Here is a 14,315-nt window from a genome sequence, read left to right as displayed (position 1 = left end):
TGGGTACGTGAGCGGATGCGTCACCGCCGACCGACCGTGATGGATACCCGACTCACCCGCGTACTCGGGACCTCGGCCAGCCGGCACAACCGGTACCGTGCCCGGCCATGGGTGCAATCAAGCCGTGGCACATCAGCGTGCTCTGCTGTCTCGTCGTGACCGCCGCGCTCGTCGTCGGCCTGCTCGTGGTCCTGAGCAAGCGGAGCAACCGCCGATAAGTCGGGTCGACCACCCGGCGCCGTCGGGTCCGGTGGCGTACCCCGACCGGCCGTAGGCTGATGCCGTGCCAGCTGTCAGTGAGGGTGCCGGGGCCGAGGAGTCGGCCGGCACGCGGGCGCGGCCACGATGAGCCGGCCCGACCGGGGCACCCGGGCCATGCACCAGGCGCTGCCGCCCGCGCTGCGCGATGCGGTCGACGACTTCGCCGAGCACCTGTCGCGGGTCCGTAACCGGTCGGCGCACACCGTCCGCGCCTATGTCACCGACATCGTCTCGCTGCTCGACCATGCCGTCCGGATGGGCTGCGCCGACCTGGCCGAGCTGGACCTGTCGGTGTTGCGCAGTTGGCTGGCACGGCAGCGCACCACGGGTGCGGCCCGCACGTCGTTGGCCCGCAGGGCCGCGTCGGCGCGGGCGTTCAGCGCCTGGGCGCACCGTGCCGGGCTGCTCCCCGCCGACGTGGGTGCCGCGCTGGCCAGCCCCCGCGCCCACCGGGAGTTGCCCACCGTGCTGCGCGCGGACCAGGCCGCGGCACTGGTCGAGGCACCGACCCGGCAGGCACCGCCCGCCAGCCCGCCGGAGCGCACGACCGCAGAGCGCACCGACGCAGCTGCCGGGCCGACCTCGGGCGCGACGACAGAGGGTGAGGCGGTGCCGCTGCGGGACCGGGTGCTGCTGGAGCTGCTCTACGCCACCGGCGTACGGGTCAGCGAGGTGTGCGGGTTGGACGTCGGCGACGTCGACCCCGGCCGGCGGGTGATCCGGGTGTTCGGCAAGGGCGGCCGGGAGCGCTCGGTGCCGTACGGGGTGCCCGCCCAGCGGGCGTTGGACGACTGGCTGCGCCGGGGCCGCCCGGAGATGGTGGCCGCCCACTCCGGCGACGCGCTGCTGCTGGGTGCCCGGGGTGGTCGGCTCAACCCGACGACCGCGCGTCAGATCGTCGGCGCGTACGCCGAGACCGCCGGGCTGCCCCGGACCAGCCCGCACGACCTACGCCACTCCGCGGCCACCCACCTGCTGGAAGGTGGCGCCGACCTGCGCGCCGTGCAGGAGCTGCTCGGTCACTCGTCGCTGGCGAGCACCCAGATCTACACGCACGTCTCGGTCGAGCGGCTGCGCGCCGCGTACCGGCAGGCGCACCCGCGCGCCTGACCAAGGACCGGGAGGGGGCCCGAGCACGGCGGTTACGATCATCGCGTGAGCGTCCCGCAGCCCCCTGAGCCGATCCCGGGCGCCCGCCTGCTCTTCTCCCTGGACCCGGCGGTCAGCCACCTCAACCACGGCTCGTTCGGCGCGGTGCCGATCGGCGTGCAGCGCGCCCAGCAGCGGCTGCGCGACGAGATGGAGGCGAACCCGCTGCGCTTCTTCACCCAGGGGCTGGTCGACCGGATAGCGCACACCCGCCGGCACCTCGCCGCGTTCCTGGGCGCCGACCCGGACGGCAGCGCCCTGGTGGGCAACACCACCACCGGCGTCGCCGTGGTGCTCCAGTCGGTGGGCCTGCGGGCCGGCGACGAGGTGCTGAGCACCGACCACGGCTACGGGGCGGTGAGCCTGGCCATCCAGCGTGAGTGCCGCCGTACCGGGGCGGTCAGCCGGGTGCTGCCGATCCCCCTGGCCGCCAGCGACGAGGAGATCGTGCAGAGCATCCGGGCCGCCCTGCGCCCCGGGCGGACCCGGCTTCTCGTCGTTGACCAGCTCACCTCGGCGACCGCCAAGCTCTTCCCGGCCGCCGCCATCGTGGGGGTGGCCCACGAACTCGGCGTGCCGGTCCTGGTGGACGCCGCACACGCCCCGGGCATGCTGCCCACCACGGTGGCGAGCATCGGCGCTGACTTCTGGGTGGGCAACCTGCACAAGTGGGCGTACGCCCCGCGCGGGACCGCCCTGTTGGCGGTGGCACCGCAGTGGCGGGACCGGATCGAGCCCCTGGTGGTGTCCTGGGAGCAGGAGTCGGGTTTCCCGGCCCGGCTCGAATGGCAGGCGACCCTCGACTACACGCCCTGGCTGGCCGCCCCGGCGGGCCTGTTCACGATGCGCAGTCTCGGCGTCGACCGGGTGCGGGCGCACAACGCCGCGCTGGCCGCGTACGGCCAGCGGGTGGTGGGGAGCGCGCTGGGGGTGGCCCCCGTTGACCTGCCCGACCCCGGCGGACCGGGGGTGGCGCTGCGTCTCATCCCGTTGTCGCCCGGCACGGCCACCACGATCGACGCCGCTCGGGCGTTGCAGACCCGGATCGGCGAGCGGCTCGCCGCCGAGGTGGCGGTGATGAGCTGGAACGGCCGGGGGTGGCTGCGCCTCACCGGCCAGGTCTACAACGCCGCCGACGAGTACGAGCGGCTGGCCGCCCGGCTGCCCGCACTGCTCGCCCAGCGCTGACCGGACCGCCCGGGGCCCGGCGACCAGGGTCGGACAACCGGAACCAGACCGCCGGGACCGGACGACCGGGAGCAGCCGCACCGGGCCGAGGCCGAGCAGGGCCAGCGGGTCGAGGTACTCCTCGCCCCGGCGTAGCCCCCAGTGCAGGCACGCCTCGGTCGGGCAACCCGGGTGGCCGGGCAGCAGTTCGCCCAGCGGCGCGCCGGCGGTGACCGGCTGACCGGGGCGGACGCCGGGTTGGACCGGTTCGTGGGTGGTCCGCAGCCCGTCGGCGTGCCCCACGGTGACCACCGGTCGACCGGCCACCAGGCCGGCGAAGAGCACGGTGCCCGGCCCGGCGCTGCGGACCACCGCTCCGGCCGGGGCGGCCAGGTCGACGCCGCGATGGCCAGGCAACCATGGTCGGGGTGGCGGGTCGAACCGGCGCACCGGGCGGGGTGGCCCGTCGACCGGCCAGCGGAACCGCCCGGCTGAGTCTGGGGCGGACGCGAGGGCCGCCGCGACCGGCACGGCCGGCGTCGGTGGTTGGCCGGGCACCGCAGCGGCCAGCACCGCCAGCCCGCAGAGCTGGACGGTCAGGGCGAGCGGGAGCGCGGTGCAGAGCAGCACGGTACGGCGGATCGAACGGGCGGGTGGCGGGCGCATGACGGCAGCCTCCAGCCGGGGCCGCGTCGTCTGCCAGCCCGGCCGACCGTCCTGTGGACAACCGGAGGTGCTGTGGACGACCACCCAACGCCCTCGATGATCTGCTATGCCCGCCGCCTGACGGCCAGGTCACCACCACTGGTCGTTGGACCCGGTCTCGTAGTCGTACTCCTCGACGTGCTCCCACTCCCGCCCGGTCGCCTTCTGGTAGGCGTTAGAGGGGACGTCGAGGATCGAGTCGGCGTGGGCGGCCTCCACGGTGGTGAACCGCGCGAACGCCGCCGGATCGGCCAGCACGGCGGCGAACGCCGCCGGTCCGGCCACCACCACCGCGCAACGGGCGTACAAAAAACCGTCATCGGACAGTCGGTCGGCACCGGGAAAGACCGCCTGAGCGAGCACCCGACGGTCCAGTTGGTAGAGCGTGTACGCGAGCGTCTCGGCGAAGCCGATGATCCGCTCCACCGGCTCTTCGGCCAGCATCGCGGTCAACCGCTCGTACGGCCCGTCGTCCTGAATCTCGGGCCGGCCGCCCAGCACCGCGACGAGCCGCCAGAATTCCTCATCCGCAATCATCACAACCCTCAATGATCGCTCGGATCAGCCGGTACCAGCCCACTGACCGCACGCCGCCGTACCTGCGGTGGACGTTTTCGGGCCGCCACCCAGGGCCTAGGCTGGGCCGCGTGCGGCGGGTGCCGCCGTCTGTACCGGGGAGGCCCGCATGACCACTCTCGATGACCACACGCTGTCCTCCAATGGACCGACGGTGGCCGACGTCAGCGGCCCGTCCCGGCTCGCGGAGCCGGACGAGGCGATCAGCGCCGAGGAGTTGCAGCTCGCGGCCCGCAACCACGGCATCCCGCTGGAGGCGCTGCGCTACGACGTGACCCCGGCCGGGCTGCACTACCTGCTGATCCACTACGACATTCCGGCGCTCGACCCGGCGACGCACACGCTGACCATCGGCGGGGCGGTGGACCGGCCGCTGACGGTGACCCTCGCCGACCTGCACGAACGGCCCCGGGTCACCCAGCAGGTGACGTTGGAGTGCGCCGGCAACGGGCGGGCCCTGCTGCACCCCCGGCCGGTCAGCCAGCCGTGGCTGGTCGAGGCGGTCGGCAACGCCGAGTGGACCGGCACCCCCCTGGCCCCGCTGCTGCGGGAGGCGGGCATCGACCCGGGCGCGGTGGACGTGGTCTTCACCGGCGCCGATCACGGCGTGGAGCGCGGGGTCGAGCAGGACTACCAGCGGGCGCTTCCGGTCGCCGACGCGCTGCGCGAGGAGGTGCTGCTGGCGTACGAGATGAACGGCGCTCCCCTGCTGCCGCAGCACGGTGCGCCGCTGCGGCTGATCGTGCCGGGCTGGTACGGCATGGCGCACGTGAAGTGGGTGCACTCCATCGAGCTGCGGACCGAGCCGTTCGAGGGGTACCAGAACGCGGTGGCCTACCGGGTGCGCCGCGACGCCGACGACCCGGGCGTGCCGGTCACCCGGATCGAGCCGCGTGCACTGGTCCGTCCGCCCGGGTTCCCTGATTTCATGTCCCGCCGTCGGGTGCTGCGGCCTGGCTCGTGCACCCTGGATGGGCGGGCCTGGTCGGGGCACGCGCCGGTGGTCGCCGTGGAGGTGACCACCGATGGCGGGCAGAGCTGGGCGCCTGCTGAGCTGGACCCGACGGACGCGGGGGATTTCGCCTGGCGGCGCTGGCGGTACGAGTGGGTCGCCACCCCCGGCCGGTATGTGCTCGCCGCGCGGGCGACCGACGCGTCCGGGCGGACCCAGCCGGTCGAGCAACAGTGGAACCGTGGCGGCTTCGCCAACAACATGGCGCAGCGGGTCGAGGTCGTGGTGCCGGCGGAGTGACCGGCGGCGGGTGGCACGCCACGGGTGGGGGCCCGTGGCACGGCCGGGCGGCTGGGTGCGTTCAGCCGCCGAAGCCGGAGTCGGCGGGCAGGGAGATGTCGGGCTTCTCCAGCTCCTCGACGTTGACGTCCTTGAAGGTCATCACCCGGACGTTCTTTACGAAGCGGGCAGGACGGTACATGTCCCACACCCAGGCGTCGTGCATCTCCACCTCGAAGTAGACCTCACCTTCGGAGTTGCGCACGTGCAGGTCGACCTGGTTGGCCAGGTAGAACCGGCGTTCCGTCTCCACCACATAGGAGAATTGGCGGACAATGTCGCGGTACTCCCGGTAGAGCTGCAGCTCCATCTCGGTCTCGTACTTCTCGAGATCTTCCGCGCTCATCGCACTCCGCCTTCCATGGCCACATCTTCCCCCACCGGCGTCGGAGGCCGAGGCGGCTCGCCCAACGCCACGCCGACGGTACCCCCTGACGCCCGCAAACGCTCCATCGGCTCATCCGGGCCGTGGCCGCTGGGCCGACGGGCGCGCGGCGGCCGGCCGTCGCGGCCGGAGACAGCGGCGACATTGACGTACGAGAACCGGTGCTCACGGCACGGTCCGTGCTCCCGCAGCGCCGCGCTGTGCTCCGGTGTGATGTAGCCCTTGTGCTCGGCGAAGCCGTACGCCGGGAACACCCCGTCCAGTTCCACCATGAGCCGGTCCCGGGTGACCTTGGCGAGCACACTGGCCGCCGCCACGCACGCGGCCACCCGGTCGCCCTTCCACACCGCGAGCCCGGGCACGCCCAGGCCGTCCACGCCGAAGCCGTCGGTCAGCACGTACTCCGGGCGGGTGGTGAGCGAGGCGAGCGCCCGGCGCATCGCGGCCAGGTTGCACACGTGCAGGCCCCGGGCGTCGACCTCCTCGGCCGGGATGACCACCACGGCGTACGCCAGGGCGCGGTCCACGACCTCCGCGTACACCCGCTCCCGGCTGGCCGGAGTGAGCAGCTTCGAGTCGGCCAGCCCTTCGATCTCGCCGCGCCGCCCCTCGGGCAGCACCGCCGCGGCGGCGACCAGCGGACCGGCGCACGCGCCCCGGCCCGCCTCGTCGGCACCGGCGACGTGCCGGAAGCCCCGCCGCTGCAACGCCCGCTCCAGGGCGTACAGGCCTGCCTCGCGGCGCACCACGGTGCGCGGCGGGGTCAGCACGACGCCTCGCCCTCGTCGGCGGTGGCGGACTGCCCCAGCCGGGTCAGCAGAGCGGGTAGCTCCGGCGGGTAGAACCGGTCGCCGCTGGCCGCCAACTCGTCCGGCAGCCACCAGCGGTGGTCGGCGATGCTGCGCCGCTCAATGTCGTTGAAACCCGTGGTGTCCACCTGCCAGGACTCCACCCGGAAGAGGAAGAAGTCCTGCTCCTGGCGGTACCAGACGCCGTCGAAGGAGAACTCGGTCGCGTCGGACCAGACCGACTCGCCCAACTCGGCCGGGTCGAGCTGCAGGCCGGTCTCCTCGGCCAACTCCCGGGCCGCGCCCACCGCCGGGGACTCCAGCGGATCGAGGCCGCCGCCCGGAGTGAACCAGTATCGGTGCCCGGGTCGGGCCGGGTCGAAGCCCTCGAACAGCAGGACCCGGCCAGCCGCGTCGACGAGCAGCACGCGGGCCGCACGTCGAGGGGTGTAGGCGCGGTCGCCACTGTTCGTGCCTGCGGGGCTCGCAAGCTCACTCCTCGCGCTCACGGTCACCGCACCAGCCTGCCAGACCGACGACGGATCGCCCACGCCCCGTCGGCCTACGGCTTGGGAATGCCGTCGAACCCGTCGGGCACGCTCAGCAAGGTGGCCCGGTTGACCGGCCAGAAGACGGTGAACGCCCGCCCGACCACGTCGTCCTCGGGGATGGTGGCCTCCATGATGTCCTGCTGGGACTGCTGCCAGTGCTCCAGCGAGTCGCCGGAGGCCGAGCGGTGGTCGCCCATCACCCACAGCCGGCCCTCCGGCACGGTGATGTCGAACTCCTGGTCGGCGGGCTTGTCGCGAATCCCGTCCATGGAGAAGATGTACGGCTCGTCCAGCGACTTGCCGTTGATCATCAACCGTTCCTGCGGGTCACAGCAGACCACGTGGTCGCCGGGAATGCCGATCACCCGCTTGATGAAGTCCTCACCGTCGGGGTTGCCGCTCCACGCGGTCGGAGCCTTGAACACGATCACCTCGCCGCGGTGCGGTGATCGGAAGTCATAGACCAGCTTGTTGACCAGCACCCGGTCATCGATCTTGAGGGTGTTTTCCATGGACGGGGAGGGGATGAAGAAGGTCTGCAGCACGAAGGCGCGGACCAGCACCGCAACCAGGATCGCCACACCCAGCAGGATCGGCAGCTCCTTCCAGAAGGAGCTGCGCGGCTTGTCGGTCTGCTCGTCAATCACGCCAAGGAGCCTACGTTGCCCGGCTGGACGGCACCGCCCGGAACGCGCGGGAACCACGTAGCGCGGCCGCCAGCGGAAGTATCAGCAGCACACCGCCCTGTGGAGTCGGTCGCACCGGAGGCGCACCGGGAGACGCCGTGACCGGCCCGGACACGTCCTCGAACGTCGACGGCACCGACAGCGCACTCCACCGCGACGAGGGCCAGACCACCATGAAGGCCCGGCCGACCACGTTGTCGATCGGCACCGGCCCCTGGCAACGCGCGTCCTGGGAGACCTCGCGGTGATCGCCCATCACGAAGATCTGACCGGGCGGCACGACGACCTCGTCGAAGCGCCGGGAACGACACTCAGCCGGATTGGGCGGCAGATCCAATGGTGAGTCCCGCAGGACGTACGACTCGTTGAGCGGGGTGCCGTTGACTGTCACCCGACCCTGGCTGTCGCAGCACTGGACCCGGTCACCGGGCAGACCGATCACCCGCTTGATGAAGTCCTTCTCACCGGGGCGGCTCACCCCGACCAGGTCGCCGACGGTGCGGGTGAGCCGCCCGACGACACCCGGCTTCGGCTGGTCGTCGACCTGCGGCGCCCAGCGGTCGGTGCCCCGGAAGACCACCACCTCGCCGCGCAGCGGGTCACGGATGTCGTAGACGACCTTGTTGACCAGCACCCGGTCACCGACCAGGAGGGTGTCCTCCATCGAGCCGGACGGAATGAAGAACGCCTGGAGCAGGAAGGTGCGGATCAGCACCGCGAGGCAGAACGCCACCACCAGCAGCAGCGGCAACTCCTGCCAGAGAGGCATCTGTCGGCGGGTGCGGCGAGCCCGTCGACGCCACGGGTCGACGGTGCCGTCATCGTCAAGCGTCTGCACCACGCCACTCCCCGGTCCGCAGAAACACCACCGCCCGGGAGCCTCGTCGAGGCTCCACGGGCGGTAGTGGACAGCTGCCCGCCGCGTGGGCGGGACCGCCGCCTCACTGCGCCCGTACCGACCAGGGTAGTGCGCTCTGGTCGGTACGGCATACGCGCAGCTCGGGCGGCGTGGCGAGCGAAAGGTCAGCTGGGCTGACGCTCCCGCTTCTCCTTGATCTTGGCCTTCTTGCCGCGCAGCTCGCGCAGGTAGTAGAGCTTGGCGCGACGCACGTCACCGCGGGTCACGACCTCGATCCGGTCGATGCCCGGGCCGTTGAGCGGGTAGGTCCGCTCGACGCCGACGCCGAAGCTGACCTTGCGGACCGAGAAGGTCTCGCGCAGACCGTCACCCTGGCGGCGGATCACGACGCCCTGGAAGATCTGGACACGGGACCGGTTGCCCTCGACGACGCGGGCGTGCACCTTGACGGTGTCACCGGCCCGGAAGTCGGGAAGGTCGGTCCGCTTCGACTGGGCGTCAAGGGCGTCCAGGATGTTCATCGCTGTGTCCTCGTGAGGCTCACGGCGCACCGTCACTCGGTGCGCGGGTGGGTGATTCTGATTCCCGGGTGGTGATCGGCGGACCGACCCCGGTCGGGGATCCTCGCAGCCGACCGCGGGCGCGGACGGATGCGGCAACCCCCCTACTTTGCCACATCTCCCGGTGGAGGTTGAAATCCGGCCTGGTCCAGGGCCGCGATGTCCCGTTTGTCGAGCCGATCGGGGGGCAGCGCGGCCAGCAGGTCCGGACGGCGGGCAGCGGTGCGCAGCAGACCTTCCTCGCGCCGCCAGCGGGCGATCTTGCCGTGGTCGCCGGAGCGGAGCACCTCCGGCACGTCGTGCCCACGCCAACTCGGCGGCTTGGTGTAGATCGGTGCCTCCAGCAGCCCGTGCGCGTGCGACTCCTCGTCCAGCGAGCCCGCGTTGCCCAGCACCCCCGGCAGCAGCCGAGTGACCGCCTCCAGCATCACCAGGACCGCGACCTCGCCACCGAAGAGCACGTAGTCGCCGAGCGACACCTCGGTGACCGGCATCCGGGTGGCGGCGTGCGCGAGGACCCGCTGGTCGATCCCCTCGTAACGGCCGCAGGCGAAGAGCAGGTGCGGCTCGGCGGCCAACTCGTACGCCATCGCCTGGGTGAACGGGGCACCGGCCGGAGACGGCACCAGCAGCCGGGGCGGCGGGGCGTCGACCGGCGCGAGGGCGTCCATCGCCTCACCCCACGGCTCTGGGCGCATCACCATCCCCGGCCCGCCGCCGTAGGGGGTGTCGTCGACAGTGCGGTGCACGTCGTGGGTCCAGGCCCGCAGATCGTGCACGGCGAGCTGGAGTACGCCGTTGGCCCGGGCCCGTCCGATCAGCGACAGGTCCAGCGGGGCGAAGTACTCCGGAAAGATCGACACGACGTCGACGCGCATGCGGGCTGGTCCTAAAGGTCGAGCAGTCCGGCTGGCGGGTCGACGATCACACGTCCGCCGGCCAGGTCGACCTCCGGGACGATCGCCCGGACGAACGGGATCAACGCGGTACGCCCCTCGGGGCGCCGCAGCACCAGCAGGTCGGACGAGGGTGCGTGGTCGATGCGGGCGACCTCACCGAGGCGTTCGCCGGCCGGGGTCACCACGGCCAACCCGACCAGCTGGTGGTCGTGGAACTCCTCCGGGTCGTCCGGTGGGGCCACGTCGGCGCTGTCCACCACGAGCAGCGTCCCGCGCAGCGCCTCGGCGGTGTTGCGGTCCAGGATGCCGTCGAACGCGATCAGCACCCGGCCCTGGTGGAAGCGGGCTTCCTCGATGGTCAGCTCCGCCGGAATCCGGAACGGCACCCCGGGTTCGTCGGCGGTTGGCGGGGGCGTCGCGCCCGGCGCAGTGCGCAGCACTGTGCCGGGCGCGAACCGTGCCTCGGGCTCGTCGGTCCGCACTTCCACGGTGACCTCACCGCGGACACCGTGCGGCTTGCCGATCCTGCCGACGACGAGCTGCATCAGTACGAGTCGACGATGTCGACGCGAACTCCGCGCCCGCCGATGGAGCCGATCACCTGGCGCAGCGCCTTGGCGGTCCGGCCGGACCGCCCGATCACAGTGCCGAGGTCCTCGGGGTGCACGCGGACTTCGAGCCGCTTGCCCCGACGGGAATCGACCATCCGCACCCGGACGTCATCCGGGTGGTCGACGATGCCCTTGACCAGGTGCTCCAACGCCGGACGCAGTGGCATGTCAGGCCTGCTCACCGGCGTCGGCAGCGGCCGGAGCCTCGGTCTTCGGCGCCTCGGCCGGAGCCTCAGCCTTCGGAGCCTCGGCAGCCTTGGCGGCCTTCTTGGCCGGCTTGGCCGGGGTCTCCGGGGCGAGCCCGGCGGCGGCCTTCGCCTCAGCCTCGTACGCCGCCTTGCGGTCGGCCCGCTCGGGGGCGACCAGGAGCGGCGGCGGGGCCGGCAGGCCCTTGTACTTCTGCCAGTCACCGGTCAGCTCCAGCAGCCGCTGCACCGCCTCGCTCGGCTGAGCGCCGACGGACAGCCAGTACTGGACCCGCTCCGACTTGACCTCGATGATCGAGGGGTCTTCCTTGGGCTGGTAAACCCCGACGAACTCGATCGCCCGACCGTCACGCTTGGTGCGCGAGTCGGCGACGACGATGCGGTACTGCGGGTTGCGGATCTTGCCCATCCGCAGGAGCCGGATCTTTACGGCCACAGTTGTTTCGCTCCTGTTGCGATCTCACCGGCCCAGGCGGGCGGTGTGCATGGGTGAGCGCCGACCGGACCCGTGGGGTTGGGCCGGAGACTACTCGGTGGACTGGCGACGCGCCCGGGTTAGAGGGCGCCGGACGCGCGCCGGATACCAGCGACCCATTCTGCCAGATCCGCTGCCGATCTCCCGCATCGGACCCGGACACCGCGTCGCCGGTGACCTGGAACACCGTTCAGCGCACCGGTGGACGATCCCACCCGGGCGGAAGTTTGTCCGGTACGCCCCATTCTGGCGGAGCCATGAAGTCACACCAGGTGCCATCGAACGGGAACTCACCGGCCTCGGCGAGCGCGATCACCCGCTCACCCTCGGCACGGACCGCCTTCTCGTCGGTCACCCAGTAGTCGGCGCCGAAGGCGAGCCGCTCGACGAACTCGCCCTCGTCCTTCCACTCCCAGCTGCGGTCCGGCCAGACCACCACGTCCAGGTCCTGGTCCACCACGTCGACGCCGGCCACCGGGCCGTCGTCCCAGCGGACACCGGGCTCCTCCAGGTTGACGTACCAGCTGGCGAACCGGCCCTGGGCGTCAGAGAACCACCAGACGGAGTGCGCCGCCCCCGTGGGCAGGAACTTCAGCAGCGGCGGACCGTTCCAACGCCCCTGCGCCAACCGGTAGCTCGACGCGATCCACTCGGCGAACGGCATCGCCCGCATGTTCAGCCCGGCCTCGGTCACCTCGTGGGCCACCGGCGAGTCACGGGCGATCCAGACCAGCAACCCTCGATCGTCATCGCTGACCACGCGGGCCGGCCGGACCCACCCGATCCGGCCGTGCCGCACGTTCCGGTGCATGATCAGCCGGCCCGGCTCGAACCGGTCGACGAGCACCTCAGTAGGCGCGGGCGAGGATGGCGATCAGATCGGGCTCGTCCTCCGAGTCGGGTACCGAGCCGTCGGCGCGCAGCAGGCAGCGCACCGTGACGCCCTGACCGTTCGCCTCCGCCTCGCCGGCCACGCCGACCGCCGACCACGGCACCCGCGCCCAACCGTTCGCGGCAGCCTCGATCGCCTCGGCCAGAGTGGCCACCTCCACAGTGCGCGCTTCACGGTTGGCCAGCGCCTGATCGTGCAGCACCTGCTGATCGGTCTCCAGGGCAGCCAGCACCGCGGCGACCACGTCCGCCACCGGCGTCGGGGTCTTCGAGCCGTCGGTCCGGCGCACCACCACCGCGTTGCCGGCGGCCAGGTCACGCGGGCCGACCTCGACGCGTACCGGATAGCCACGCAGCTCGGCGTCGACAGCCCGGCGGCCGAAGGCGGTGTCGGTCCGGTCGTCGAGCGCGACCCGGACACCGGCGTCACGCAGGCCGTCGCGCAGCTTGGCCGCCGCCTCGCCGACGCCGTCACCGTCCTTGACGATCATGACGTACGCCTGGATCGGCGCCAGCTTCGGCGGCACGCGCAGGCCGTTGTCGTCGCCGTGCGCCATGATCAGGCCACCCAACATCCGGGTGGACGTGCCCCAGGAGGTAGTCCAGGCGTGCTCCCGGCCCCCCTCCTTGGCGGAGTAGCTGATGTCGAACGCCTTGGCGAAGTTCTGGCCCAGCTCGTGGCTGGTGCCCAGCTGCAACGCCTTGCCGTCGCCCATCATGCCTTCGCAGGTGTACGTGGCCGTCGCCCCGGCGAAACGCTCGCGCGCCGTCTTCAGGCCGACCACCACCGGGATGCCGATCACGTTGACCATCAGGTCCTCGTACGCCTCGTGCAGGATCCGCCGCGCGTACGCGCGGGCGTCCTCCCGGGTGGCGTGCGCGGTGTGCCCCTCCTGCCAGAGGAACTCGCTGGTACGCAGGAAGATCCGCGGACGGAGCTCCCACCGGACCACGTTCGCCCACTGGTTGAGCAGCAGCGGCAGGTCCCGGTACGAGTCGATCCACTTGGCCATGAACTCGCCGATGACCGTCTCGCTGGTCGGCCGCACCACCACCGGCTCGGCCAGGGGCTTGCCGCCACCGTGCGTGACGACCGCCAGCTCCGGCGAGAAGCCCTCGACGTGCTCCGCCTCGCGCTTGAGGTAGCTCTCGGGGATGAACAACGGGAAGTACGCGTTCTCCGCACCCGCCGCCTTGATCCGAGCATCCATCTCAGCCTGCATACGCTCCCAGATGGCGTAGCCGGCCGGTCGGATGACCATGGTGCCGCGAACCGGGCCGTTGTCGGCCAGCTTCGCCTTGGCGATCAGGTCCTGGTACCAGCGGGGGAAATCCTCCGCACGGGGAGTGAGCACGCGTGCCATGACCGCACATCCTATGCGCCACGCGGGCGGACACCGCGTCCGGGAGTCGCCACGCCACGCCGTCCCGCTCTGCGCACGGGCCGTGACGACGCTGTGCGGGTCGCGGGTGCGCCCGTAGAATTCGACCACCATGACTACATCGACGGACTCCCCGCGCCAGCGGCTGCGCGACACGATCGTGGACGCCGCCCGCGCCCGGACCATCGCCGCAGGCTGGGACGCGGTCCGGATGGGCGGGGTGGCCACCACGGCCGGGGTGAGCCGGCAGACCGTCTACAACGAGTTCGGCAGCAAGGCGGGCCTCGCCGAGGCGCTCGCCCGCGCCGAGGTGGACCGGTTCGTCGGCGATGTTCGCGACGCGCTGCTCGCACACGGCTCAGACGTCCGGGCCGGCGCGTACGCCGCCATCGCGCGCACCCTCGCCACAGCGGCGGACAATCCGCTGGTCAAGGCGATCCTGACCAGCGCCCGGGGCGGGTCGGACGAGCTGCTGCCGTACCTCACCACCCGTGCCGAGGTGGTGCTCACCGAGGCGTCCGGCGCGCTGATCGACTGGGCTGGCGACCACCTGCCCGGGGCGGACCAGGCCGCGCTGGCCTTCGCCGCCGACACCATCGTCCGCTTGGTGGTCAGCCACATCGTGCTCCCCCGCGAACCGATCGAGCAGACCGCGACGGCCCTCGCCGACCTCGCCGTACGCCTCTTCAGCGCCGCCGCCCGCGCAACCCCCTGACCCCGCACCCCGCACCCCGCACCCCGCACCCCGCACCCCGCACCCCGCACCCCGCACCCCGCACCAAGATCCGAGCAACTTCCCTGATGTTGCGCGGTTCGTCCTCGTTGATCTCGCCAAACACGCCAAGATCGCGCTCGATCGTGGATGTAGTGGCA

17 protein-coding genes and 1 pseudogene are annotated in these 14,315 nt (G+C 72.0%); 4 read left to right on the top strand and 14 right to left on the bottom strand.

The window, feature by feature from the left end; translation table 11 throughout:
- The first annotated feature begins 345 nt into the window (after window positions 1–345).
- The gene (locus V6U86_RS27285) at window positions 346–1,371 is read left to right on the top strand and encodes a tyrosine recombinase XerC (protein WP_334508052.1); all 1,026 of its coding nucleotides are present in this window, start codon (window positions 346–348) and stop codon (window positions 1,369–1,371) included.
- A 45-nt stretch (window positions 1,372–1,416) separates the two neighbouring features.
- A complete protein-coding gene (locus tag V6U86_RS27280; protein WP_334508050.1) occupies window positions 1,417–2,598 on the top strand; it encodes an aminotransferase class V-fold PLP-dependent enzyme in 1,182 nt (393 codons plus the stop codon).
- A 63-nt stretch (window positions 2,599–2,661) separates the two neighbouring features.
- Here the strand turns inward: V6U86_RS27280 and V6U86_RS27275 are convergent.
- Window positions 2,662–3,243, bottom strand: a pseudogene (locus V6U86_RS27275) (murein hydrolase activator EnvC family protein); the annotation flags it as partial.
- A 129-nt stretch (window positions 3,244–3,372) separates the two neighbouring features.
- Window positions 3,373–3,819 carry a DUF4240 domain-containing protein gene (locus V6U86_RS27270; RefSeq protein ID WP_334508048.1) on the bottom strand — a complete coding sequence of 149 codons (447 nt, stop codon included), beginning with the start codon at window positions 3,817–3,819 and terminating at the stop codon, window positions 3,373–3,375.
- Between the two features lie 148 nt (window positions 3,820–3,967).
- Between V6U86_RS27270 and V6U86_RS27265 the strand changes: the two genes are divergently transcribed.
- Window positions 3,968–5,110, top strand: a complete 1,143-nt coding sequence (locus V6U86_RS27265; protein ID WP_334508046.1) for a sulfite oxidase — start codon at window positions 3,968–3,970, stop codon at window positions 5,108–5,110.
- A 61-nt stretch (window positions 5,111–5,171) separates the two neighbouring features.
- Here V6U86_RS27265 and V6U86_RS27260 read toward each other — a convergent pair whose 3' ends face one another.
- From V6U86_RS27260 to proS, 12 genes are all read right to left on the bottom strand, one after another.
- On the bottom strand, window positions 5,172–5,495 hold the full coding sequence (locus V6U86_RS27260) for a DUF2469 domain-containing protein (RefSeq protein WP_130408160.1): 324 nt from the start codon (window positions 5,493–5,495) through the stop codon (window positions 5,172–5,174).
- The gene (locus V6U86_RS27255; RefSeq protein WP_334508042.1) at window positions 5,492–6,304 is read right to left on the bottom strand and encodes a ribonuclease HII; all 813 of its coding nucleotides are present in this window, start codon (window positions 6,302–6,304) and stop codon (window positions 5,492–5,494) included. Before V6U86_RS27255 ends, V6U86_RS27260 begins: the two co-directional genes overlap by 4 nt.
- A complete protein-coding gene (locus tag V6U86_RS27250; protein WP_334508129.1) occupies window positions 6,298–6,831 on the bottom strand; it encodes an NUDIX hydrolase in 534 nt (177 codons plus the stop codon). Before V6U86_RS27250 ends, V6U86_RS27255 begins: the two co-directional genes overlap by 7 nt.
- 53 nt (window positions 6,832–6,884) lie before the next feature.
- Window positions 6,885–7,520 carry a signal peptidase I gene (gene lepB / locus V6U86_RS27245; protein WP_334508039.1) on the bottom strand — a complete coding sequence of 212 codons (636 nt, stop codon included), beginning with the start codon at window positions 7,518–7,520 and terminating at the stop codon, window positions 6,885–6,887.
- Window positions 7,521–7,530: 10 nt separating this feature from the next.
- Entirely contained in the window at window positions 7,531–8,400 is an 870-nt protein-coding gene (gene lepB, locus V6U86_RS27240) for a signal peptidase I (RefSeq protein WP_334508037.1), read from the bottom strand.
- A gap of 182 nt (window positions 8,401–8,582) precedes the next feature.
- Window positions 8,583–8,939 (bottom strand): 50S ribosomal protein L19, encoded by a 357-nt coding sequence (gene rplS, locus V6U86_RS27235; protein WP_334508035.1) that lies wholly within the window; start codon window positions 8,937–8,939, stop codon window positions 8,583–8,585.
- Window positions 8,940–9,082: 143 nt separating this feature from the next.
- A complete protein-coding gene (gene trmD, locus V6U86_RS27230) occupies window positions 9,083–9,856 on the bottom strand; it encodes a tRNA (guanosine(37)-N1)-methyltransferase TrmD (RefSeq protein WP_334508033.1) in 774 nt (257 codons plus the stop codon).
- 11 nt (window positions 9,857–9,867) lie between these two features.
- Window positions 9,868–10,422, bottom strand: coding sequence for a ribosome maturation factor RimM (rimM, locus tag V6U86_RS27225; RefSeq protein WP_334508031.1), 555 nt, complete (start codon window positions 10,420–10,422; stop codon window positions 9,868–9,870).
- Entirely contained in the window at window positions 10,422–10,682 is a 261-nt protein-coding gene (locus V6U86_RS27220) for an RNA-binding protein (protein WP_172862164.1), read from the bottom strand. Before V6U86_RS27220 ends, rimM begins: the two co-directional genes overlap by 1 nt.
- Entirely contained in the window at window positions 10,657–11,130 is a 474-nt protein-coding gene (gene rpsP, locus V6U86_RS27215; protein WP_334508028.1) for a 30S ribosomal protein S16, read from the bottom strand. The genes V6U86_RS27220 and rpsP overlap by 26 nt, the downstream gene beginning before the upstream one ends.
- Window positions 11,131–11,359: 229 nt before the next feature.
- Window positions 11,360–11,980, bottom strand: a complete 621-nt coding sequence (locus V6U86_RS27210) for a DUF402 domain-containing protein (RefSeq protein ID WP_334508127.1) — start codon at window positions 11,978–11,980, stop codon at window positions 11,360–11,362.
- Between the two features lie 37 nt (window positions 11,981–12,017).
- Complete coding sequence (proS, locus tag V6U86_RS27205) at window positions 12,018–13,424, bottom strand: proline--tRNA ligase (protein ID WP_334508026.1); 1,407 nt, start codon at window positions 13,422–13,424, stop codon at window positions 12,018–12,020.
- Window positions 13,425–13,554: 130 nt separating this feature from the next.
- Between proS and V6U86_RS27200 the strand changes: the two genes are divergently transcribed.
- On the top strand, window positions 13,555–14,157 hold the full coding sequence (locus V6U86_RS27200) for a TetR/AcrR family transcriptional regulator (protein WP_334508024.1): 603 nt from the start codon (window positions 13,555–13,557) through the stop codon (window positions 14,155–14,157).
- Window positions 14,158–14,315: the final 158 nt, after the last annotated feature.

Source organism: Micromonospora sp. CPCC 205558 (genome assembly GCF_036902955.1).
Taxonomy (GTDB): Bacteria; Actinomycetota; Actinomycetes; order Mycobacteriales; family Micromonosporaceae; genus Micromonospora.
The sequence above is the reverse complement of the archived record's forward strand: the minus strand, read 5'-3'. Positions and strand labels throughout refer to the sequence as shown.